The organism is Pedococcus aerophilus, from assembly GCF_039532215.1.
Classification (GTDB): Bacteria; Actinomycetota; Actinomycetes; order Actinomycetales; family Dermatophilaceae; genus Pedococcus; species Pedococcus aerophilus.
In genome coordinates, this window is the sequence record NZ_BAAARN010000004.1 from 395,391 (window position 1) to 417,505 (window position 22,115).

20 protein-coding genes are annotated in these 22,115 nt (G+C 70.1%); 13 read left to right on the forward strand and 7 right to left on the reverse strand.

The features are described from left to right. Positions 1 to 24: 24 nt before the first annotated feature. The 5 genes from ABD286_RS16400 (at position 25) to ABD286_RS16420 (ending at position 4,154) form a co-directional block, all read left to right on the forward strand. Positions 25 to 681 (forward strand): MBL fold metallo-hydrolase, encoded by a 657-nt coding sequence (locus ABD286_RS16400; protein WP_344195394.1) that lies wholly within the window; start codon positions 25 to 27, stop codon positions 679 to 681. 59 nt (positions 682 to 740) lie between these two features. Further along, complete coding sequence (locus ABD286_RS16405) at positions 741 to 953, forward strand: hypothetical protein (protein ID WP_344195396.1); 213 nt, start codon at positions 741 to 743, stop codon at positions 951 to 953. A gap of 10 nt (positions 954 to 963) precedes the next feature. Further along, positions 964 to 1,734: an ABC transporter ATP-binding protein gene (locus ABD286_RS16410; RefSeq protein WP_344195398.1), complete on the forward strand. Its 771-nt coding sequence runs from the start codon at positions 964 to 966 to the stop codon at positions 1,732 to 1,734. Beyond that, complete coding sequence (locus tag ABD286_RS16415; protein ID WP_344195400.1) at positions 1,710 to 3,284, forward strand: hypothetical protein; 1,575 nt, start codon at positions 1,710 to 1,712, stop codon at positions 3,282 to 3,284. Before ABD286_RS16410 ends, ABD286_RS16415 begins: the two co-directional genes overlap by 25 nt. Before the next feature lie 141 nt (positions 3,285 to 3,425). Then, positions 3,426 to 4,154, forward strand: coding sequence for an endo alpha-1,4 polygalactosaminidase (locus ABD286_RS16420; protein WP_344195402.1), 729 nt, complete (start codon positions 3,426 to 3,428; stop codon positions 4,152 to 4,154). A gap of 66 nt (positions 4,155 to 4,220) precedes the next feature. On the opposite strand, the gene ppgK is transcribed toward ABD286_RS16420, so the two are convergent. Both ppgK and map read right to left on the reverse strand, forming a co-directional pair. Further along, positions 4,221 to 5,003, reverse strand: a complete 783-nt coding sequence (gene ppgK / locus ABD286_RS16425; RefSeq protein WP_344195404.1) for a polyphosphate--glucose phosphotransferase — start codon at positions 5,001 to 5,003, stop codon at positions 4,221 to 4,223. A 46-nt stretch (positions 5,004 to 5,049) separates the two neighbouring features. Continuing rightward, complete coding sequence (gene map / locus ABD286_RS16430; protein WP_344195406.1) at positions 5,050 to 5,913, reverse strand: type I methionyl aminopeptidase; 864 nt, start codon at positions 5,911 to 5,913, stop codon at positions 5,050 to 5,052. Positions 5,914 to 5,963: 50 nt separating this feature from the next. Here map and ABD286_RS16435 point away from each other — a divergent pair, with 50 nt between their 5' ends. After that, positions 5,964 to 6,152, forward strand: a complete 189-nt coding sequence (locus ABD286_RS16435; RefSeq protein ID WP_344195408.1) for a methionine aminopeptidase — start codon at positions 5,964 to 5,966, stop codon at positions 6,150 to 6,152. Between the two features lie 35 nt (positions 6,153 to 6,187). Here ABD286_RS16435 and ABD286_RS16440 read toward each other — a convergent pair whose 3' ends face one another. Further along, positions 6,188 to 6,814 carry a class I SAM-dependent DNA methyltransferase gene (locus ABD286_RS16440; RefSeq protein ID WP_344195410.1) on the reverse strand — a complete coding sequence of 209 codons (627 nt, stop codon included), beginning with the start codon at positions 6,812 to 6,814 and terminating at the stop codon, positions 6,188 to 6,190. An 88-nt stretch (positions 6,815 to 6,902) separates the two neighbouring features. Next, positions 6,903 to 7,910: a glucose-6-phosphate dehydrogenase (coenzyme-F420) gene (fgd, locus tag ABD286_RS16445; protein WP_344195412.1), complete on the reverse strand. Its 1,008-nt coding sequence runs from the start codon at positions 7,908 to 7,910 to the stop codon at positions 6,903 to 6,905. 51 nt (positions 7,911 to 7,961) lie between these two features. On the opposite strand from fgd, the gene ABD286_RS16450 reads away from it, so the two are divergent. Continuing rightward, a complete protein-coding gene (locus ABD286_RS16450; RefSeq protein WP_344195414.1) occupies positions 7,962 to 9,263 on the forward strand; it encodes an ArgE/DapE family deacylase in 1,302 nt (433 codons plus the stop codon). A gap of 4 nt (positions 9,264 to 9,267) precedes the next feature. Here ABD286_RS16450 and ABD286_RS16455 read toward each other — a convergent pair whose 3' ends face one another. From ABD286_RS16455 to ABD286_RS16465, 3 genes are all read right to left on the reverse strand, one after another. Next, positions 9,268 to 10,329, reverse strand: a complete 1,062-nt coding sequence (locus ABD286_RS16455) for a M36 family metallopeptidase (protein WP_344195416.1) — start codon at positions 10,327 to 10,329, stop codon at positions 9,268 to 9,270. A gap of 143 nt (positions 10,330 to 10,472) precedes the next feature. After that, entirely contained in the window at positions 10,473 to 11,351 is an 879-nt protein-coding gene (gene panB / locus ABD286_RS16460; protein ID WP_344195418.1) for a 3-methyl-2-oxobutanoate hydroxymethyltransferase, read from the reverse strand. A gap of 39 nt (positions 11,352 to 11,390) precedes the next feature. After that, complete coding sequence (locus ABD286_RS16465) at positions 11,391 to 13,472, reverse strand: NAD(+) synthase (protein ID WP_344195420.1); 2,082 nt, start codon at positions 13,470 to 13,472, stop codon at positions 11,391 to 11,393. 304 nt (positions 13,473 to 13,776) lie between these two features. Between ABD286_RS16465 and ABD286_RS16470 the strand changes: the two genes are divergently transcribed. The 6 genes from ABD286_RS16470 to ABD286_RS16495 all read left to right on the forward strand — a co-directional run bounded on the left by ABD286_RS16470 (position 13,777) and on the right by ABD286_RS16495 (position 22,115). Beyond that, positions 13,777 to 16,089, forward strand: coding sequence for an immune inhibitor A domain-containing protein (locus tag ABD286_RS16470; RefSeq protein WP_344195422.1), 2,313 nt, complete (start codon positions 13,777 to 13,779; stop codon positions 16,087 to 16,089). Positions 16,090 to 16,247: 158 nt separating this feature from the next. Beyond that, positions 16,248 to 17,798 (forward strand): phytoene desaturase family protein, encoded by a 1,551-nt coding sequence (locus tag ABD286_RS16475; protein WP_344195424.1) that lies wholly within the window; start codon positions 16,248 to 16,250, stop codon positions 17,796 to 17,798. Positions 17,799 to 17,935: 137 nt separating this feature from the next. Continuing rightward, a complete protein-coding gene (locus ABD286_RS16480) occupies positions 17,936 to 19,417 on the forward strand; it encodes an HNH endonuclease signature motif containing protein (RefSeq protein ID WP_344195426.1) in 1,482 nt (493 codons plus the stop codon). Between the two features lie 554 nt (positions 19,418 to 19,971). Next, positions 19,972 to 20,442, forward strand: a complete 471-nt coding sequence (locus ABD286_RS16485; RefSeq protein ID WP_344195428.1) for a GNAT family N-acetyltransferase — start codon at positions 19,972 to 19,974, stop codon at positions 20,440 to 20,442. Between the two features lie 353 nt (positions 20,443 to 20,795). After that, entirely contained in the window at positions 20,796 to 21,428 is a 633-nt protein-coding gene (locus ABD286_RS16490; protein WP_344195430.1) for a hypothetical protein, read from the forward strand. Positions 21,429 to 21,539: 111 nt separating this feature from the next. Continuing rightward, positions 21,540 to 22,115 (forward strand): hypothetical protein, encoded by a 576-nt coding sequence (locus tag ABD286_RS16495; RefSeq protein ID WP_344195432.1) that lies wholly within the window; start codon positions 21,540 to 21,542, stop codon positions 22,113 to 22,115.

The window sequence follows — 22,115 nt, forward strand, 5'->3', positions numbered from 1 at the left end:
GGACGAGCGGCCTACGGTGGAGCCATGCGGATCACCCACCTCGGCCACGCCTGCCTCCTCGTCGAGATCGGTGGGGCGCGTCTCCTGATCGACCCGGGCACGTTCTCGCCCGAGGCTCAGCACCAGCGCGACCTCGACGCGGTCCTCGTGACCCACCAGCACCCCGACCACCTCGACGTCGACCGGCTCCCGGCGCTGCTCGAGGCGAATCCGCGCGCCCAGCTCGTGACCGACCCCGAGACCGCCGCGCAGCTCGGCGGCAAGGGCATCGACGCCGAGGCCCTGCGGGCCGGCGACGAGGTCGAGGTCGGAACCGTCACGGTCAGCGGGGTCGGGGAGATGCACGCGTTGATCCACGACGACATCCCCCGGATCCACAACACCGGGATGCGCCTCACCGCGGAGGGGGAGCCCAGCTTCTTCCACCCGGGAGACGCGGTCGACGCCGACCCGGGTGAGATCGACGTCCTGGCCTTCCCCCTCAGCGCCCCGTGGGCGCGCAGCCGTGACATGACCGGGTTCCTGCGCAGGATCGCTGCCCCCCACGCCATACCGGTCCACGACGCCCTGCTCAGCGAGGTGGGCCGAACCCTCTACCTCACGCAGGCGGGGAACCTCGGCTCGAAGGGCACCGAGATCCACGACCTGTCCGGCGGCCGCAGCCGCGAGTTCACGCGCTGACCGGTTCCGCGGATCGGCACCGATTTGGCGGTTAGGTAAGCCTCACCTACCCTCGACCTGTGCCCAAGAACTCCTCCAAGGCCAAGGCGACGACCACGGCCAAGGCGAAGAAGAAGTGCTGCAAGGACAAGCCGCGCTGCAAGCAGTGCCCGGTCGTCCTGATGCGCTTGGCCAAGATGGGCTACGCGGAGCAGGACGAGCAGAAGCCCCGCAGGTACACCGTTCAGACCGACGTCCCCAAGAAGGCCATGCTCGTCGCGCGTCAGCGCTAGCGTCGAGGGCATGTCGGACGAGCAGATCGCCCTGGGCCTGCGCGGCCTGACCAAGCGCTTCGGCGAGATGGTCGCCGTCGACCACCTCGACCTGGACGTGCCCCGCGGGTCCTTCTTCGGTCTCGTGGGCCCCAACGGCGCTGGGAAGACCACCACCTTGTCGATGGCCACCGGGCTGCTGCGCCCGGACGCCGGCACCGCGCACGTCCTGGGCGCCGACGTCTGGACCGACCCGATCGCCGCCAAGGCCCGGATCGGGGTGCTCCCCGACGGGCTCCGCCTGTTCGACCGGCTGACCGGGCGTCAGCTGGTCACCTACGCCGGGCTGCTGCGCGGCATGGACCGCGCCCTCGTCGCCGAGCGGACCGAGGAGCTCATGGTCGCCCTCGGGCTCACCGACGCCGGCGACAAGCTCGTCATCGACTACTCGGCCGGGATGACCAAGAAGATCACCTTGGCCTGCGCCCTGATCCATGCCCCGCGCCTGCTCGTCCTCGACGAGCCGTTCGAGGCGGTCGACCCCGTCTCCGCCCGGACGATCCGCGGGATCCTCGAGGACTTCGCGGCCAACGGCGGCACGGTCGTCCTGTCCAGCCACGTCATGGACCTCGTCGAGCGGATCTGCACCCACGTCGCGATCATCGCCAGCGGGCAGGTCCGGGCGATCGGGACGGTCGACGACGTCCGCGCGGGCATGAGCCTGGACGACCGGTTCCTCGACCTCGTCGGTGGTCGCACGGACGTGGAGGGGCTCGCGTGGTTGCGCACCTCCTCCGACTGAAGCTCGACCTCGTCCGGAACGGGTTCCGGCGCAGTCCGGCGGCCATCGTCGGCATGGTGCTCGGACTGCTCTACGGCGGCGCCATCGTCCTGGCAGCGCTGCTCCTGCTCGTGACCCTCCGACTCGAGGGCGACGCCGAGCTCACCAGGACCATGCTGACCGTCGGCGGGGCGGGGCTCATCGCTGGGTGGGCGCTGCTGCCGCTGGTGCTCTTCGGCATCGACCCGACCCTGGACCCGACACGCTTCGCGACGTTCGCCGTGCGGGAACGCACCCTGGCGGTCGGGCTGCTGCTCAGCGCCCTGATCGGGCTCCCCGGAATCGGCACGGTCCTCGTCGTCCTCGGCACCGTCTTCGCCTCGTCCCGCTCCGTGGTGGCGACGGTCGTGGCCCTCGTCGGAGGAGCCCTGGGGCTGGCCACCTGCCTCATCATCAGCAGGGTGGTGTCCGGAGCCGCCGCAGCCGTCCTGTCCTCACGCCGGGGCCGGGACGTCGCCGGGGTGGGGGGCCTGCTGTTCCTGCTCGCGGTGGGTCCGTCCCTCGGCTTCGTCAACGACGGGGGGCTCACGCGCGATCGCCTCGTCGCCCTCGCGGACGTCCTCGCCTGGACGCCGCTGGGGTGGGCGTGGGCCGCCTCGGGCGACGTCATGGTCGGCCACTGGGGCGCTGCCGGCATCCGGCTCCTTCTCGCCGCCATCCTCGCCCTCGTGCTGTTCGTCGCGTGGGAGCGGCTGCTCGTCTCGGTCCTGCGCAACCCGCGGGGCACGGCCAGCGACGGTGGCGGAGCGCGGCGCGGGCTCGGGCTGTTCGCGACCTTCCCGGGCACCCCGCTGGGAGCCGTCGCCGCGCGCGCCGGCACCTACTGGGTGCGTGACCCCCGGTTCAACGTCCCGGCGATCATGACCATCCTGCTCCCGGCCGGACTGCTCTTTCCCGGGCTCTCCGGCAACGGGTCCGACGTGGTGCTCGCCGTCATGCCGCTGGTCTCGGCCTACCTCATCGGCTGGGGGCAGCACAACGACGTCGGCTACGACTCGACGGCCTTCTGGCTGCACGTCGCCTCAGGGGTCGACGGGGTCGCTGACCGCGTGGGCCGGCTGTTCCCGTCGGGCCTGCTGGCCCTGGTGTGCGTCCCCGGGTACGCCCTGCTCGGCCCCCTCGTGGGCGGCTCCTGGGCGCTGTTCCCCGCAGCGCTGGGGGCGGGCGTCGCCGTCGTGCTCAACGGGTTCGCGGTGGCCTCGATCACCAGCGCGGTCAAGCAGTATGCCGTGCCGTCGCCGGGCGAGAGCCCGTTCAGCAGCCGACCGGGCTCGGTCGGGGTGACCTTCGCCGTGCAGACCGTGTGCGGTGGTGCGGTGATGGCGCTGTCCCTGCCCGAGCTGGTGCTCTTCGGCGTCGCGCTGCTCGGGTACTCCTGGGCGGCGTGGACGGTGCTCGTGCTGGGGCCGGTGCTGGGTGTGGTCGGCTTCGTCGTCGCCGTGCGGATCGGCGCGGGCCTGTTCGCCCGCCGACAGGCCGACCTGCTGCAGGACCTCGTCTCGATGCGCTGACATGGCTCGGCGCACACGTCTCGGCCGGGCCGGACTCCTCGGTGTCCTCGCCCTCGTCGTCGCCACCGGCTGCTCGTCACCCGCGGCTCCCACCCGAGGGCGGTTCCGGTTCCCGCTGGAACCACCGCGCAGCCGTCCGTGGTGCGGCTGCCGCCGGAGACCGGGGCGTTCGACTACCAGCTGGACGAGGCCTACCCGCCCGGCCCCGGGGTCTCTGTCGTCGTGCGCGACCGGTCCTCGCGCCCGCCGGCCGGCACGTACGGCGTCTGCTACGTCAATGCCTTCCAGACCCAGCCGGAGGATCGCGCGACCTGGTTGCGCGAGCGGCCCTTCCTCGTCCTGCGGGATGCCGCCGGCGCGTCCGTCGAGGACCCGGACTGGCCCGGCGAGATGCTGCTCGACCTCGGCGACCGGGACCGGCGCACCGGTGCTGCCGCAGTCGTGGTCGGTGAGCTGGATCGCTGTGTGCGCAACGGTTTCCGGGCCGTCGAGCTCGACAACCTCGACTCGTGGACCCGTTCGGGGGGCCGGATCACGAAGGCCGATGCGACGGCATACGCGGGCCTGCTGGTGGGAGCCGCGCACACGCGGGGCCTGGCGGTCGCGCAGAAGAACGCCGCGGAGCTGCTCGGCACCCCGGGGCTGCCCGCGTTCGACTTCGCGGTGACCGAGGACTGCGGTGCCTTCGACGAGTGCGAACCCTTCACCCGGGTGTATGGCGCCCGCGTGCTGGACGTGGAGTACACCGACGCCGGGTTCGACGTCGCCTGCGCCACCGGCCCACCGCTGCGCGTGGTGCGACGCGACCTGGAGCTCGCCGCCCCCGGAGCTCCCGGACACGTGCTGCGCCAGTGCCCCGGGCGCTCCTGAGGTTCGGTCGCTCCCGAGGGACGGGCCCTGAAGGACGGGCCCTGAGCAGCGGGCCGGGTTGCCGACCTACTTCTGGCGGCGGTCGTGCTCCTCCTGCGCGAGGTGGGCCGCGCCGATGATGCCGGCCTTGTTCTGGAGCGTCGCAGCGACGATCGGCGTCTTGAGCTTCAGCAGCGGCAGGAACTGCTCGGCGTCCTTGGAGACCCCGCCACCGACGACGAACAGGTCGGGCCAGAGCAGCGCCTCGACGTGGCTGTAGTAGCGCTGGAGCCGCTCGGCCCACTCGGGGTAGCTGAGGCCCTCCTTGTCCTTGATCGACGACGCGGCCCGGGACTCGGCGTCGAACCCGTCGATCTCGAGGTGGCCGAGCTCGGAGTTGGGGATGAGCTTGCCGTCGAAGATCAGGGCCGAACCGATCCCCGTGCCCAGGGTCGTCATGACCACGAGGCCCTTCTGGCCCTTGGCTGCGCCGTAGTGCAGCTCTGCGACCCCGGCGGCATCCGCGTCATTGACCAGGACGATGTCGTGGCCGAGCTTCTTCTCGAGCATCGGCTCGGCGTCGAAGTCCAGCCAGGACTTGTCGATGTTGGCGGCCGATCGCACGACCCCGTGGGTGACGACACCGGGGATGGTGACGCCGATGGGGGAGTCGCCGCGGACGTCCTCGAAGTGGTCGACGATCTGGTCGATGACGGCCGCGACGGCCTCGGGGGTCGAGGCGGCGGGCGTGTCGATCCGAAGCCGCTTCGAGGCGAAGGCCCCGGCAGCGAGGTCCACGGGGGCGCCCTTGATGCCGCTGCCCCCGACGTCGATCCCGAGGGGGAGTCCCTGCTTGGCGTTCTTGGACATGGTGTGCCGCCTCCTTGCGGTCGCCGTGCGCTGGGGTTGGCCAGTGCTACGGCAGGGTCAGGATCTCGTTGCCGCTGTCGGTGATGAGGATGGTGTGCTCGAACTGCGCCGACCGGCGGCGGTCCTTGGTGACCACGGTCCAGCCGTCGTCCCACATGTCCCACTCAGGGGTGCCGAGGTTGAGCATCGGCTCGATGGTGAAGGTCATGCCCGGCTCGATGGTCGTCGCGTACGACGGCGCCGCGTCGTAGTGCGGGATGATCAGGCCGCCGTGGAACGACGTCCCGATCCCGTGGCCGGTGAAGTCACGGACGACGCCGTACCCGAATCGTCTCGCGTAGCTCTGGATGACCCGGCCGATGATGTTGATCTCGCGACCGGGCACGGCGGCCTTGATGCCGCGCATCATCGCCTCGTGGGTGCGCTCGACGAGCAGGCGGGACTCCTCGTCGACGTCGCCGCACAGGTAGGTGGCGTCGGTGTCGCCGTGCACGCCGCCGATGAACGCGGTGATGTCGATGTTGACGATGTCGCCGTCCTCGAGGGGACGGCTGTCCGGGATGCCGTGGCAGACGACCTCGTTGACCGAGGTGCACAACGACTTCGGGAAGCCCTTGTAGCCCAGCGTCGAGGGGTAGGCGCCGTGATCCATGAGGAACTCGTGCCCGACGCGGTCGACCTCGTCGGTCGTCACCCCGGGGGCGATGACGGCGGCCGCTGCGGCCATGGCCTGCGCGGCGATCCGACCGGCGACCCGCATCTTCTCGATGGTCTCGGCGTCCTTGACGTCGCCGCCCTCCTCACGCTTCGGGGCGGGCTTGTCGACGTACTCCGGCCGCTCGATCGTCGCAGGGACGGGCCGACGCGGCGACACCTCGCCCGGGGCCACGCTTGCGTAGGTCAACGGCATACGGTGGAGTCTAGAGAGGTCCACAGATCCGTCGAGTTGGAGGCACCCCCATGGCTTACTGGTTCAACGTCGATACCCACCAGGTCGAGAGCGACGACGACAAGAGCCAGGGCGCCCAGCTCATGGGCCCCTACGACTCGCAGGAGGCTGCCGCGTCGGCCCTCGAGAGCGCGAAGAAGAACACCGAGGACTGGGACGCCGAGGACAGGGCCTGGAACGAGGGCACCGCCGACTCCTAGTCCTCGTGGCTAGTCCTCGTGGCTAGTCCTCGTGGCTAGTCGTTGAGCCGGTGGACGGAGACGGCGTACCCGCCGCCGTCCACCCACGGCGTCTTCTCCCACGTGGCGTAGCGGCGCAGGAACGACAGTCCGGCGACCTCGCACGCCCGGTCGTAGTCGACCAGGGGTGTGACGGGGCACCCGTCCGGGAGGTGGGCGGCATCGAGCCCGAAACCCGCCACGAGGAAACCGCCAGGCTGCAGGTGGGCCGCGATCCGCTGGACGGCTGCGAGCAGGGTGCCCGGCGCCAGCAGGGGCACGACGTTGCCCGCGAGGACCGCGAGCTCGAACGCCTGCGACCGCAGCTGCATCCGACTGAGGTCCTGGCGCACCCACGTCGTGGCCGGGTCGCGCTGCTCGGCAACGTCCACCATCTCGGCGTCGGCGTCCACACCGACGCAGGGGTACCCCAGGGCGGTCAGCTGGGTGGCCACCCGGCCGGTGCCGCACCCTGCGTCGAGCACCCGCACCGGCGGCGCGACGAGGGAGGCGACGAACGACGCCTCGCCGTGGATGTCGACACCGCTGGCGGCGAGGTCGTCGAAGCGCTGCTGGTAGGCGGAGGCTGCACCCGGGCCGCCGGACACCTCGGACCACCGCGTACGGGGCTCCATCTCGGTCATCGTCGTCCCTCTCGTCCGCTGCCGGTCCGCTGGAGTGCGTTCAGCCACCCCCAGCGTAGATTCGCTTGGGGCGCAGGGGAACCGGCGATCAGCCGAGTTCGCGCAGACCGGGCAGCACCCGGTCGGCGAAGGTCGTGAGGAAACGGGACTGGTCCGCGCCCGGTCCGTGGAACACGAGGTGGTTGAACCCGAGGTCGACGTAGGGCTTCACCTTGGCGACGACCTCCTCCGGGTCGTCGGTGACGATCCAGCGCGAGGCGACCTGCTCGTCCGGGAGCTCGTCGCCGAGGCGCTCCATCTCCATCGGGTCGGTGGTGCCGTGCTTCTGCTCGGCGGTGAGGGACAACGCGGCCCAGAAACGGCAGTTCGCCACGGCCTGCTCGCGGTCCGGGTCCCAGGAGAGCTTCACCTCGATCATCCGGTCGAGGTCGTCGCGGGTGCGCCCGGACTTTGCGAGGCCCTCGTCGACGGCCGGGAGTAGCTTGTCGCGGTAGAGCTCCTCGCCCTTGCCCGAGGTGCAGATGAAGCCGTCACCGGAGCGACCGGCGTACCGTGCGACCAGGGGACCGCCTGCGGCGACGTAGACCGGCACGGGCTGGTCCGGCTTGTCGTAGATCGTCGCGTCCGTGGTCCGGTAGTACTCGCCCTCGAAGGTGACCCGGTCCTCGGTCCAGAGCCTGCGCATGAGCGTGACCGCCTCGCGCAGCCGCGCGAACCGCTCCTTGAACTCGGGCCACTCGTCGACGGACCCGACGACGACCTCGTTGAGGGCCTCACCGGTCCCGATCCCGAGCATGAGGCGCCCCGGCTGCAACGAGGCGAGGGTGCCGAACGCCTGCGCCACGACGGCCGGGTTGTAGCGGAAGGTCGGCGTCATCACGGACGTGCCGAGCTGGACGCGCTCCGTGCGCTCCCCGACGGCGGCGAGCCAGGCCAGCGAGAAGGGGGCGTGGCCCCCGTGGTGGCGCCACGGCTGGAAGTGGTCGGAGACCATCACGCTGTCGAGGCCGACCTGCTCGGCCTGGACGGCGAAGTCCAGCAGGTCGCGGGGGGAGAACTGTTCGGCGGAGGCCTTGTAGCCGATGCGCAGCGTCATGACCCCACCGTATGCCGCGGGCGACCCCGGTGCTCGTGGCAGGCTCGGACGATGACCCCTTCACCGCCGGCCCTCACCGACCTCGAGCGCCGGGTCCTCGCGGCGATCGACGAGGACACCCTGCTCGCCGACCTCGCGGCCCTCGTCGCGACTGCACCCGTCGGCGGCACCACCGGGGAGGTCGCCGTGCAGCGCTGGTGTGCCGAGCGCCTGCGCGGGCTCGGCCTGGACGTGCACGAGTGGGACGTCGACCTGTCGTCGGAGCAGCAGCGACCTGACTTCCCCGGGATGGAGGTCGAGCGCGAGCGGCTGGTCGCGGTGGTTGGCACGTGGGGCGAGAGCCATGACCGCCGGCAGCCTGCGCTGGTGCTCTGCGGGCACACCGACGTCGTGCCGGTCGAGGACCGGGCCCGTTGGCGCACCGACCCGTTCGCCCTGCACCTCGCGCAGGGCACCGCCACGGGTCGGGGCGTGTGCGACATGCTCGGCGGCGTCGCGGCGGTCCTGGCCGCGGTGCGCGCGGTGACGGCCGCCGGTGCCCACGCGACCCGTCCGATGGCGGTGCACCTGGTCAGTGGCGAGGAGGACGGCGGGGTGGGCGCGTTCGCGACCCTGCGCGCCGGCCACCGTGGCGACGCATGCGTCATCGCCGAGCCCACTGGTGGCGCGGTCATCCCTGCCAACGCGGGCTCGTTGACGTTCCGGGTCGAGGTCGAGGGCCGGGCGGCGCACGGCTCGACCCGCACCCTGGGCGAGAGCGCACTGGACCACCTCGGCGTCGTCCAGGAGTGCCTGCGCGACCTGGAGTCCCGCCGCAACGCCGAGGCGCCGGATGCGTTCCGCCACCTCGACCTGGTGGCACCGATCTCGATCGGGGTCGTGCGGTCGGGGACTTGGGCCAGCACCGTCCCCGACCTCCTCGTGGCGGAGGGGAGGTATGGCGTCCTGCCGGGCGAGGGACTGGACGACGCCCGGCGGGTGTTCGAGCAGGCCGTCTCCGGGCTCGCCGGTCGTGACCGCTGGCTGGCCGAGCACCCGGTCCGGGTCAGCTGGCCCGGTGGGGCCTTCGCACCGGGGGCGCTGCCCGACGGCGACGCGCTGCTCGCGGAGACCGTGGGGGCGGTGACGGGAGCCGGCTCCCCGGCGCCCCGGGTCGAAGGGGCCCCCTACGGGTCGGACCTGCGCCACTACGCCGCCCACGGCGTGCCGACCCTGCAGTACGGGCCGGGGGAGCTGCGCCAGGCCCACGCCGTCGACGAGTCGGTCCCCGTGGCCGAGCTGGTCAGCTGTGCCCGCTCCTACGCCCTGCTCGTCCTGCGACGGTGCGTGGCACCGCCGCAGGACGAGACCTGAGGAGCTAGAAGACGATCCCGCGCGCGGCGAACCGGTCCTTGACGAGGGCGGCGGCAGCCGCTCCGTCCTTGGCCAGTGCCTCCTGATAGGTGGCCTTGGCAGCCGCCGAGAAGCTCGTCCCCGCGGCATACGAGAACTGGCTGTTGATGAGCGTGCGGTCCCAGGCGGCCGTGGTCTTGCCGAGGGCGACGTAGCCCTTGCGGATCTCCCACAGGGCCTGGCTCCAGATCTGGCCGTCGTAGTGGACCTCGCCCTTCTTGTCGGCGACCGTCAGGTTGAGGTCGAAGCGCCGGATGCAGTGCGGCGCAGCGGTGTACGAGGTCGCGTCCCAGTCCATCGGGCAGGCCTCCTCGGCCTTGACGGGCCAGCCGTACTGCTTCGCCGCAGCCAGGCCCACCGAGACGGCCAGGTAGTCGCCGAAGGACTCGCCGATCGAGCCGGCCTCCTCGCTGGTGCCGTACCCGGGGACCTGCGAGGCGTGCACGGCGTGGCCGTACTCGTGCACGATGACCTCGGCGTCCTCCGCGTCGTCCACGCCTCCCTTGCCGAGGCGGATCCGGTACGGCTTGTCGGTCTGGTACGAGTTGTCGCCGCCGTACTGGTCGATCTTCACGGCGAACGACTGCTTGACGATCCCCGGCAGGGTCGACCCGAACCCGAGCCCCTGGAGGTACTCCTGCGCCTGGTTGACCCAGAAGTAGGCCATCACCTGCTCGAACTGGTCCTGGTGGCGGGTGTAGCGGAAGGTGTTGGCCGTGCTGTACGCCGGCGTCCCCGTCGCGGACTGGACGGTGACCCACGCGCCGCGCAGGTAGCCCGAGCCGTCGAGGTTGCGCAGGGGAACCGTGGCGTAGGCGGAGGCCGGCACCGCGGCGTCCGCGTCCTTCTGGTCGGTGAGGCCCTGGTCGCCCGTGGACTGCACGGGGTTGACCATGAAGACCGAGCCGGTGCCGGTGGCGCTGTTGCTACCGGCCTTGGTGGCCTGGGCGGGGGCTGCGGCGAGGCACAGGGCGAGCGCGGTCGCGCCGACCGCGGCCAGGGATGCGGTGCGTCGGGTGTGGGTCACGAAGGTCCTCCGATGACGACGAGGGGGGTCGGCCCGGTGCGGGATGGCCCGGGTCCTCGGGGGACGTTAGCCCCGCCGACCGGCCCATGGGCTCCTACCGATGGGCGAGTTCTGCACCGGCACAACGCGACCGGCCACGCGCCCTACTCCGCGAAGGAGTGCTCGCCCGCCGGGAACGCGCCGGAGGCGACGTCCGCGGCATACGCGGCGGCGGCCCGGCCGAGCTCACCACGGAGGTCGGCGTACTTCTTGACGAACCGCGGGGCCTTGCCCCCACGCAGCCCGGCCATGTCCTGCCACACGAGGACCTGGGCGTCGCACTCCGGCCCGGCGCCGATGCCGATCGTCGGGATCGACAGCACCTCGGTCACCCGCGCGGCCAGCGGCGCCGGCACCATCTCCATGACGACGGCGAAGCAGCCGGCCTCCTGGAGCGCCAGGGCGTCCTCGACGAGCCGGTCGGCGGTGTCGCCGCGGCCCTGGACCTTGTAGCCGCCGAGGACGTGCTCGCTCTGCGGGGTGAACCCGATGTGCCCCATGACGGGGATGCCGGCGCGGACGAGCAGCTCGACCTCGGGCACCATCGGCGCACCACCCTCGAGCTTCACCGCGTGGGCCATGCCCTCCTTCATGAACCGCGTCGCCGTGGCCAGCGCCTGTTGCGGGCTGGCCTGGTACGAGCCGAAGGGCAGGTCGGCGACGACCATCGCGCGCCGGGCCGCCGAGGTCACCGCACGCACGAGCGGCACGAGGTGGTCGACGGTGACGGGAACGGTGGTCTCGAACCCGTAGACGTTGTTGCCGGCCGAGTCACCGACGAGCAGCACGGGGATCCCGGCCTCGTCGAAGATCTCCGCGGAGTACATGTCGTAGGCCGTGAGCATGGCCCACTTCTCGCCGCGCTCCTTCATGGCCTGCAGGTGCGGGATGCGCACCCGTCGCTGCGGTGCTGCCTGCACACCGGTGCCGTAGGGAGCGGTGACCTCGGGGGAGGACGTGGGGGAGGTGGGATGCTCACTCATGCCCGCATCCTATGCAGCGGCCGTGCCGGGAGCCGGGCGTCAGTCCTTGGGGACGTTGCGCTCGATCTCGGCCAGCCAGGCCGTCGCCCGCGCGTCCGAGGGCATCCGCCAGTCGCCGCGGGGCGACATGGTGCCGCCCTGGCTCACCTTGGGGCCGTTCGGCAGTGCGGACCGCTTGAACTGGTTGGCGAAGAACCGGGTCACGAAGACCTCCAGCCAGCGCCGGATCGTGGCGAGGTCGTATGCCGCGTGGCGGCTCTCGGGGTAGCCCGCCGGCCACTCGCCCGCGGTGGCGTCGTGCCAGGCGTGCCAGGCGAGGAACGCGATCCTGCTGGGCCGGTAGCCGCGGCGGACGACGTGGAAGAGGGTGAAGTCCTGGAGGGCGTAGGGACCGACCGAGTCCTCGGTGGACTGGATCTTCTGCCCTTCCTTGGTGGGGACGAGCTCGGGGCTGATCTCCTGGTCGAGGATCTCGGTGAGGGTGGTGTTGACCTCGCCCTCGAACTGCCCGCTGGAGACGACCCAGCGGATGAGGTGCTGCATCAACGTCTTCGGGACGCCGCTGTTGACGCCGTAGTGCGACATCTGGTCGCCGACGCCGTAGGTGCACCAGCCGAGGGCGAGCTCCGACAGGTCGCCGGTGCCCAGGACGATGCCGCCGCGCTGGTTGGCCGCGCGGAACAGGTAGTCGGTGCGCAGCCCGGCCTGCACGTTCTCGAAGGTGACGTCGTAGATCTCCTCGCCCCGGCCGAACGGGTGCCCGAGGTCGCGCAGCATCTGGGTCGCGGCCGGGCGGATGTCGAGCTCCTCCCACGTGGTGCCGAGCGACTCCATGAGGTGGATCGCGTTCGCCCTGGTGCCCTCGCTGGTCGCGAAGCCGGGCATGGTCAGGCAGACGATGTCGGTACGGGGGCGCTCAAGACGGTCCATCGCCTTGGCCGCGACGATCAGGGCGTGGGTGGAGTCCAGGCCGCCGCTGACGCCGATGACGATCTTCGGCTGCCAGGTGTCGGTGGTCATGGCGCGGAGCCGTTGCTCGAGACCCGACACCTGGATGTTGTAGGCCTCGTAGCAGTCCAGCGCCAGCCGCTGCGCGTCGTCGGGAACGAACGGGAAACGGTCGACCTTGCGTCGCAGGCCGATGTCGCCGCGGGGCGGGTTGAGCGTGAACTCCCTGACCCGCACAGGGTTTCCGTCGCCGGCGAGGGTCGAGGCGTGGCGGTTGTCGTCGAACGAGCCCTGCCGCATCCGCTCCTGGCGGAGCCGGTCGAGGTCGAGGTCGACCACGGTGGCCTGCGGTCCGCGGGGGAAGCGCTCGGTCTCCCCGAGGAGGTCGCCCATCTCGTAGACCATCGTCATGCCGTCCCACGAGAGATCGGTCGTGGACTCCCCGCTCGAGGCCGCGGCATACAGGTAGGCGGCGTTGCAGCGGGCGCTCGCGGACCGCGCGAGCAGGTGGCGGTCCTCGGCGCGGGAGACGGTGATGGGGGAGGCGGAGAGGTTGAGCAGGACCGTCGCGCCCTGCAGGGCGGCGCGGGCGCTGGGCGGCACCGGCACCCACATGTCCTCGCAGACCTCGGCGTGGACCGCGAGGCCGGGGAGGTCGACGGCCTCGAAGACGAGGTCGGTGCCGAACAGGATGTCGCCGTCCTCGTCGACGCCCGGCCAGTGGGGGACGTGCAGGTGCTCGTCCTGGATCTCGGCGCCCGAGGCGAACCACCGCTTCTCGTAGAACTCGCGGTAGTTGGGCAGGGCCGACTTCGGGGCGACGCCGAGCACCTCGCCGCCCTGGATCACCACGGCGCAGTTGTAGAGCCGGTTGCCGTGGCGCACGGGCGCACCCACGACGACGAGCGGACGCAGCTTCGCGGTGGCCTTCGCCAGGTCGACGATCGCGTCGTCCACCGCGTCGAGCAGGACGTCCTGGAGGAAGAGGTCGTCGATCGCGTAGCCGGACAGGCTCAGCTCGGGGAAGAGGGCGACGGCGACACCGTCGTCGTGCAGGGACCGCACCTGCTCCAGGATCGCCCGCCCGTTCGCCGCAGGGTCGGCCATCGTCACGGGGGTGGTGCAGGCCGCGACACGTGCGAAGCCCTGGTCGTACGCCGAGAAGAAGTTCACGGCGTGAGTCTAGGGACGCGGGGTGGTCCGGGTCGGTCGACCGTCGCTGTACCGCGGAAGAGTGCCGGGCGGCGCCGGGCTGGGCTTCGGGCAGGGCCCCGGCCGTGCCGTAGGCGTCGGCGACGCCACCACAGGCGTTAACTTCGCGTCAATCAGGCGAATGGGTGAATTTCTTTACCGTTCCCAGACCAAATCGGACAATCCACCTGACCCGTTCCCGTGTTTGGGTCGCAGGTGCGCGGTCCGGACCCAGGTTCGCGCGACGCAATGCCAACTTGGAGGATCTTCAGTGAAGAGACGTTATGTGAGCGTCCTCTCGGGCACGGCCGTGGCTGCGGTCGCCCTGAGTCTTGCTTCTGCCCCCGCCCAGGCGAAACCCGCCCCGGTCGTGGCACAGGAGCCCAACTACACGAACCGCCCGCACGACCTGCCCAACCCGCTCGGCGACGCCCAGCGCGACCTGCGCGAGGAGGCCGTCAAGAAGCTCATCAAGGGCGAGGCGACGACCGAGACCCGCGGCGGCGAGCGCGTCATCAAGGTCAAGGGCAGCACGAACGCCGCGGCCCGCGGCACCAAGGCCGCCAAGGACAAGTACGTGTCCTGGCCCGTGAACCGCGAGGAGGACATCTTCACCGTCCTCGCCGACTTCGGCAGCAAGACCAAGACCACCACGGGCGGCACGGCCGGTCCGGTGCACAACCAGATCCCGGCGCCGGACCGCAAGTGGGACGGCAGCTCGACGGACGACAACTCCACCTACTGGACCAAGGACTTCAACCGCCAGCACTACCTGGACATGATGTTCGGCGAGGGTGAGTCGTTCAAGGACTTCTACACCAAGCTGTCCAACGGTCGCTTCCTCGCCAAGGGTGACGTCTCGAACTGGGTCTCGGTGCCCTACAACGAGGCCGCCTACGGCAGCAACAAGCAGAGCGACGCCGCCGGCTACTGGCCGTTCATCGCCGACACCGCCACCGCTTGGTACAACGACCAGAAGGCCCAGGGCAAGACGGACGCCGAGATCAAGACGTACCTGGCGCAGTTCGACAAGATCGACCGCTACGACTTCGACGGCGACGGCAACTTCAACGAGCCCGACGGCTACATCGACCACTTCCAGGCGATCCACGCCGGTGAGGGCGAGGAAGCCGGTGGCGGCGCCCAGGGCGAGGACGCCATCTGGTCGCACCGCTGGTACGCCTACTCCAACAACCAGGGCAAGACCGGCCCGGCCGGCAACCTGCTCGGCGGTGTGCCGCTCGGCAACTCCGGCATGTGGATCGGTGACTACACCACCGAGCCCGAGAACGGTGGCCTCGGGGTGTTCGCCCACGAGTTCGGCCACGACCTCGGTCTGCCGGACCTCTACGACACCGCGGGTGGCGACAACGGCACCGGCTTCTGGACGTTGATGTCGGGTGGCTCGTGGCTGAACAAGGGCACCGACTCGATCGGCACCACCCCCGGCAACATGGGTGCGTGGGAGAAGCTCCAGCTCGGCTGGCTGGACTACCAGCAGGTCAACCACGGCTTCGACCGCGACGTCAAGATCGGCCCGGCCGACCGCGATGACGCCAAGCTGCCGCAGGCCCTGCTCGTCAACCTGCCCGACAAGACCGTGACGACCAGCTACAACAAGCCGCACAGTGGCTCGTACGAGTGGTGGGGCGGTTCGGCCGACGGCCTGAACAGCACCCTGCGTCGTTCGATCGACATGACGGGCAAGACCTCCGGGTCGGTCTCGGCGTGGATGCAGTACAACATCGAGAAGGACTACGACGCCCTCTACGCCGAGGCGTCGACCAACGGTGGAAGCACGTGGGAGCAGGTGGGTGCCCTCGTCGACGGCCCTGCCGGCAACGCCGCCCTGACGCCGTGGGCCCAGAAGACCTGGGACCTGTCCAAGTACGCGGGCAAGAAGATCGACTTCCGCTTCCGCTACGCGACTGATGGTGGTCTGCACTACGAGGGCCCGTTCCTCGACGACATCACCATCACCGCGGACGGCGCCACCGTCCTGACCGACACCGTCGAGAACGGCGACAACGGCTGGACCGCCAACGGGTTCAAGCGCATGGGTGGGTCGACCTCTGAGGTCGTGCAGCACTACTACCTCGCCGAGAACCGCGTCTACAACGGCTACGACAAGACGCTCAAGACGGGCCCGTACAACTTCGGCTGGTCCAACACCCGTCCTGACTGGGTGGAGCGCTTCCCGTACCAGAACGGTCTGCTCGTGACGTACGTCGACGGCCAGTACGGCGACAACAACACCAGCGTGCACCCCGGCCACGGCCAGGTGCTCCCGGTGGACGCCCGCTACCTGCCGGTCAAGTTCCCCGACGGCACGCTGCTCGGCAACCGCCGCCAGCCGTTCGACGCCACCTTCGGCCAGGAGAAGACCGACGCGGTCACCTTCCACCGCAACGGTGTGCCGACGACGGTCAAGTCCAGCAAGGCGATCCCGACGTTCTACGACCTCGACAAGAAGAAGTACTGGACTGCGGACAACCCGCAGAACTCGGTGCAGGTCGCAGGTTCGGGCACCAAGATCACGGTCGCCAAGACGACGAACAACGCGCAGGACATGCTGCTGAAGGTCCGCTTCGACAAGTGACCTCCGACAGTCGTCCGGCACCACCGGCCGACTGAGCAGCACCGCACGACGAGCAGGGCCCCGGGTCGTCCCCGGGGCCCTGCTCCGTCTCCCTTTCCAGCTCCCTGCTGCGTGTCCCGGGCCTCGCGCCCGCCGACGAGGTCAATAGGCTCTGCGGTGTGAACTACGACGACGTCGTCATCGGGGCCGGACACAACGGGCTCACCGCCGCTGCATACCTCGCCCGCGCGGGCCGCAAGGTCCTCGTCCTCGAGGCCGCCGACCACGTCGGCGGGGCCGCCGTCTCGGCGCAGGCGTTCCCGGGCGTGGATGCGCGGCTCTCGCGCTACTCCTACCTGGTGTCCCTGCTGCCACGGCAGATCATGACCGACCTCGACCTCGACGTCCGCCTCATCCGGCGCCGCTACTCCTCGTTCACGCCCGTGCCCTCCGACCCGACGCGCGGCCTGCTCGTCGACCACGGGGACCCGGCGGCGACAGCAGCGGGCTTCGCCGACCTCACGAGCGGCGGCCGCGAGCACGCGGCCTGGGACGACTTCTACGGTCGCGTCCAGCGGCTCGCGGAGAAGGTCTTCCCGACGGTCCTGGAGCCGCTGCGCTCCGAGGACGACCTCGCAGCGCTCGTCGGCGACGACGAGCTGTGGGAGTCGCTGGTGCGTCGCCCGCTCGGCGAGGTCCTCGAGGCGACCTTCGCCCACGACACGGTACGCGGCATCGTGGCCACCGACGCGCTGATCGGCACCTTCGCCGACCTGCGCGGCGACGACCTGCGCCAGAACGTCTGCTTCCTCTACCACCTCATCGGTGGCGGCACGGGGGACTGGGACGTCCCGGTCGGCGGCATGGGCGCAGTCACCGACGGCCTGGCCCGCGCCGCGATGGCCGCCGGTGCCGAGATCCGCACGGGCACAAGGGTCCTCGCGGTGGACCCGGACGGCGAGGTCCGCTGGGAGGGTGGCGCGGCCACCGCGTCGACGATCCATGCGGCGTGCGCCCCCACGGTCCTCAACCGCCTGCTCGAGGCCGCGGGCGCGATGCCCATCGAGACCGAGGCCGAGCCCGAGGGCGCCCAGCTCAAGGTCAACATGCTCCTGTCGCGGCTGCCCCGCCTGCGCGACGAAGCCGCCGACCCCACCGGAGCCTTCGCCGGCACCTTCCACATCAACGAGGGCTACGCCCAGCTCCAGGACTCGTATGCCGCCGCCGCAGCCGGGCGCGTGCCCCAGCTCCCGCCGTGCGAGATCTACTGCCACAGCCTCTCCGACCGTTCCATCCTCGGACCGGAGCTCGCGGCGACCGACGCCCAGACGCTGACCCTGTTCGGTCTGCACCTGCCGGCCCGCCTGTTCCGCGGCAGCCGCGAGGAGCACGACGCGGTCAAGGACCTGGCCCTGGCGCGCACCCTGGAGTCGCTGAACTCGGTGCTGGCCGAGCCCATCCAGGACGTGCTGCTGCGTGACGGGGACGGCGCCTACTGCCTCGAGGCCCGCACCCCGGTCGAGCTCGAGGCAGACCTGGGCCTGCCCGGCGGCAACATCTTCCACCGGTCTCTGCAGTGGCCGTGGGCCGAGCAGGGGTCCGAGGTGGGCACGTGGGGGGTCGAGACGAGCCACCCCAAGGTGCGGATCGCGGGAGCCGGCGCGCGCCGCGGTGGTGGCGTCAGCGGCATACCGGGGCACAACGCCGCCCAGTCGGTGCTCGCGGGCTGAGGCGGTGCTCGCGGGCTGACGCGGATGGTGCCAGCTCACGGTAGGGGGAATGGCTGGGAGCGAATCGCGTTTGGCGAGAGGGGATTTCCCCAGCAACAGACGTCCGACTGTCAGTGGTGGCCGATAGGTTTGGTCACGTGTTCGACAGTGTGAAGTCCGTGCAGGTGGCCGACCCGGCCGCTCTCGTCGGCGAGCTGTTCGCGCTGTCGGACGAGCAGATCGCGGCCCTGCCGGTCGAGCAGGCGGAGGCAGTGGTGCTGGCGTCTCAGCGGGTGGCCAGTGCGGTCGTAGCGAGGCAGCGGTCGGCGATGGAGACGGTGGCCCGGCGCTGTGACGAGCGGGTCGAGCAGGAGGCGATCGACGCCACGGCCCGGGGCCTTCGTGTCAGCCGGGTCTCTGGCCTGGCTCTGGCGGCCGGGTCACTGGCGGCGCTGTTGCACGTGTCGCCGCGGACGATGTCGTCGCGGGTCGAGCAGGCGCGTCGGGTGGTGTGCGCTCTCCCGGCGGTGCACGCCCTCGCGTGGGCGGGTGACCTCGAGCCCTACCGGGTCGACGCGGTGGCGGCGGAGTCGATGGCCGCTCCGGCGGACCGGTTGCACGAGTTCGAGGCTCGCGTCCTCGAAGGCCCTGTCACCCACCTGCCCTGCGCCGCCTTGCGGCGGCGGGCCCGGCGCGCGGCCGACCGGTGCGCCCCCGACGCGGCGGTCGACCTGGCGCACCTGTTTCGGACCCGCGCCGACGTGACCGCCCGCCCGGGGGAGTGCACCGAGATGACCCGGATCGTGGCGGACCTGCCGACGCCGGTGGCGATGCGTGTGTACGGCGCGGTCGACGCCCTGGCCGACGAGTACGCCCGTGCCAACCCAGGTCAGCGGATCGGGGCGGCCCGGGCGGAGGCGCTGGCCGACCTGGTCGAGGCGAACGCGACGATCAGCACCACCATCGAGCTCGTGGCTCCCGTCGACGCCGGGCACACCTACGGGCCGGATCTCGGCGTCTCGAGTGCCTGCCTCGGTGAGCCCGGGTGGCCCGAGGAGCCGCACCTCTCGATGGTGGACCAGACGCCCTCGCTCCACGCATCGGCTGAGTCGGACGGTGTCCATGAGGATGTCGGTGGGTGCGAGGAGCTCGACGACGGCGTACTGCACGAGCACGAGACCGATGACCGGTGGTTCGTCTCCGCGCACACCGAGGTCCCCACCGTGGGGTCGCTGCTGCCCTCCGACGTCGTCGACCTTCTCAAGGACCCCGATGTCACGATCCGGCTGTCTCGCAGCGACTCGGTCACCGGTGCGACACGGTGGCAGGACCCCACCACCTACCGACCCGGCGCCCGCACCGCCCGCGCGGTCCGGTCCCGAGACGGAACCTGCCGGTTCCCCGGCTGCGGCACACCGGCTGGACGCTGCCAGCTCGACCACGTCGTCCGACATCCCGACGGCCCGACCACCGTCACCAACCTGCAGTCACTGTGCGCGACCCACCACGGGTTCAAGCACCATGCCGGCTGGCGCGTCGACATGGACGAGCGGGGAGTCTGCACCTGGACCGCCCCCGACGGCCGCACCCACACGACGTCGCCGATGGATCGCCACGGCCGGTCGCCCTCCGTCGCCTGACGGCGCACCGATCTTTCCGGATCTGCCGATGAGCGGACGGAGAGGTGTCCGATGGCTATGGTCGTCGAATGACGAGGGCGACGACTATGCGACTGGGTCTCGGCGCTGGCTCGCTGGGCGTCATCGGAGGCGTGCTCGCGCTGCTCGGCGGGAGCCCCGAGGGCTGGATTGCTGTTGCCTGCGGAGTAGGCATGGTCGCTTTGATTCTTATCGAGGGAAGGCGCAGTCGGAGGTAGGCGGGACTTCGCGCTCTCATGCCGCGACCCGCTCGCGCCGATGCAGGACGGGCGCAGGCCCGGCCACGCGTCAGCCGGGGCGACTGATGTTAAAGAAGGCGGCGGCCAACGGCCGTCGCGCGGTAGCGTCCTACCGTGGATACCTGCTGCTTTGGACGTTCCCGCCGCTACTGAGCGGCGAGCGTCCTACTCTTGATCGCTCTACCGCTTTCAGCGCCCATGTCGACGCGTGACTCGCTGTCGACCTTCGTCCTGAAACGGAGTATTTCTATGCCCAACCAACCTCGCCGAAGCGCTTCAGCCGGTCTCATTCGGCTCTTGACGCCCGACGACCTGCAAGCAGTGGTCGACCTTTCGCTCTCTGCTTGGGAGCCCGTATTTGTTTCATTCGAGAACATCCTCGGAACTGCCATTTTCGGTCATCTCTATCGCCCCGACTGGCGAGAAGCTCAAGCGGCAGAGGTCCGGAAAAAGTGCCTCGCCGAGACTTGCGAGTCATTTGTGTTGACGACAGCAGATGGCGGTGTCGTTGGCTTCCTCGTGCTCGCGCAAGACAGCAACCAATCGCTAGGAATTATCGAGATGGTCGCCGTACACCCCACCCATCAACGTCGCGGGCACGCCAGCGCCCTGATGCGATTCGCAATCCAGCGGCTCCGTGATCGGGGATTGGCGCTCATCAACGTAGGCACCGGCGGCGATCAAGGACACGCCCCGGCGCGAGCACTCTACGAAAGCTTGGGCTTCATCGGAGTTCCGTTGGTGAACTACTACATAGCGAACGAGTAGGGCAGCAAGCACGGTTGGTCCCGCTCAACTCGCAATGTTCAGCGGGACCGACTCGGGCTGTCACCACCCACCCACGGCAGAAGTGGCACCACCCCGGGAACCGGTCTCGCGGAGGGTCACCGGCGCGTCACGAGTCATGTAGGCGGCACGCACATGCCCCCCAGCGACGCGAATGACATGCACGACTCGGCCGACGCCGAACGTCCGCTCATGCCGAAGTGTCGATCGTCCGCTCATGCCGCTCTGCGGACACAGGCGGTGCGTCTGTCTTGGTCCTCGGGTCGCGCCGGTGCGGCACCCACTGCCGCTGCAGGCTGCTTTCGAGGCGATGGGGTTCAGAGGAGAATGCAGCAATGCCACTGACCCCTGAACCGGACCTCTCGTATGGGGAATGGTTCGCCCAGGCCCAGCCGAGAAGCGAGCTGTCGTCGCGGGGACCGGCGGTCTTCGCCAGCTACGCACAACTCGTGCATCCCGTTCACGAGGGGGATGACCCACAGGACCCGGCTGCGCTGCTGTGCGTCGAAGGCGATCTGGCAGACCGCGAGCTGGAAGTGCTGGTGGACGTACTGGGTCAGCACACCACCACACCTGGCGACTGCTTCTTCGGCCTCTGGGACGGGTTCGGCGACATTCACGGCAGCCCGTCAGTGACCCTGATCAGCCTCGATGGCGAGGGCCCGCTTCCTCCTGCGCCGCCAGCATTCACGGCTGAGGTCATCCGCAGCCCACGGCTGTGTCTGCCTGGGCGTGACTACCTACTGTTCCGAGGTTCGCTCTCTGAAGCTGGGCAGTGGGGGGCCGCGGACCTGATGCCCGGCTGGCCGCGACGGATCAACAGCCCGAATCTCATGTGGCCTGCCGACCACGCCTGGTTCGTCGCTACCGAGATAGACCATCCTTGGACCGGAATCGGCGGCAGCGAAGCGCTCGTGGATGACCTGCTTGACGCCAACGACCTCCACGCCACGCGGGTCTGGCGCTAAGTCATCGGGCAGACGTCCGCTCATGCCGCAAGTTGCGCGGCGAGTAGCGGCATTTGCCGTTCTCCCGACGCGCGGGGCTGTTTTACTCCGCTTATGAGATGCGGGCGGGGGATGCTCCAGTCGTTGGCTTCGGTTGTTGTGGGCGCCACCCTGCTGAGTGCGTGTCAAGCCGCGAGCAACGATGCACGCTCCAGCTCCACGAACCCACGGTCGGCCTGGACCGTTCCGGCGGGCCGGGGCACCGAAGATGTCTTTCTCGTCGGCATGGTGCAACGCAACGGTCAACCTCATCACGACGCAACCGTCTTTGTGAGCCTGGAGGCCGACGACGACCTGCCAGTGGGTTCACTCGTGCCAACGTGGCAGTCGCCCACGGTCAGGGTCGGCACGGACGGTCGTTTCATCATTCACCTGAGTCCTTCGGACATCCCAGCGAAATTTCTGCCGCCAGACGCCGACTACCTCAACTTCGAGGTCAATGCCATCAGTGGGCTGGACGTGGCTGGCTGGAGCTCCACGGTCTATCCACTCGGGCAGCAAGGCACGTGGCGAACCTCGGGCGCTGGCACAGCAGACGCGGTGGCACAGTTCAACTTCGCCTTCGGCCGAAACCCCACCATGTCCTTCACCGACTCTGACGGACAGCGTGAGGACAGTCCATTGCCGGTGGTGCAGTTTCATCAGTAG

Coding starts and splice junctions, on each gene's coding strand:
- ABD286_RS16400 (WP_344195394.1), top strand. CDS start 25: ATGCGGATCACCCACCTCGGCCACGCCTGCCTCCTCGTCGAGATCGGT.
- ABD286_RS16410 (WP_344195398.1), top strand. CDS start 964: ATGTCGGACGAGCAGATCGCCCTGGGCCTGCGCGGCCTGACCAAGCGC.
- ppgK (WP_344195404.1), bottom strand. CDS start 5,003: ATGTCCAAGAACGCCAAGCAGGGACTCCCCCTCGGGATCGACGTCGGG.
- map (WP_344195406.1), bottom strand. CDS start 5,913: ATGCCGTTGACCTACGCAAGCGTGGCCCCGGGCGAGGTGTCGCCGCGT.
- ABD286_RS16435 (WP_344195408.1), top strand. CDS start 5,964: ATGGCTTACTGGTTCAACGTCGATACCCACCAGGTCGAGAGCGACGAC.
- ABD286_RS16440 (WP_344195410.1), bottom strand. CDS start 6,814: ATGACCGAGATGGAGCCCCGTACGCGGTGGTCCGAGGTGTCCGGCGGC.
- fgd (WP_344195412.1), bottom strand. CDS start 7,910: ATGACGCTGCGCATCGGCTACAAGGCCTCCGCCGAACAGTTCTCCCCC.
- ABD286_RS16450 (WP_344195414.1), top strand. CDS start 7,962: ATGACCCCTTCACCGCCGGCCCTCACCGACCTCGAGCGCCGGGTCCTC.
- panB (WP_344195418.1), bottom strand. CDS start 11,351: ATGAGTGAGCATCCCACCTCCCCCACGTCCTCCCCCGAGGTCACCGCT.
- ABD286_RS16490 (WP_344195430.1), top strand. CDS start 20,796: ATGCCACTGACCCCTGAACCGGACCTCTCGTATGGGGAATGGTTCGCC.
- ABD286_RS16495 (WP_344195432.1), top strand. CDS start 21,540: ATGCTCCAGTCGTTGGCTTCGGTTGTTGTGGGCGCCACCCTGCTGAGT.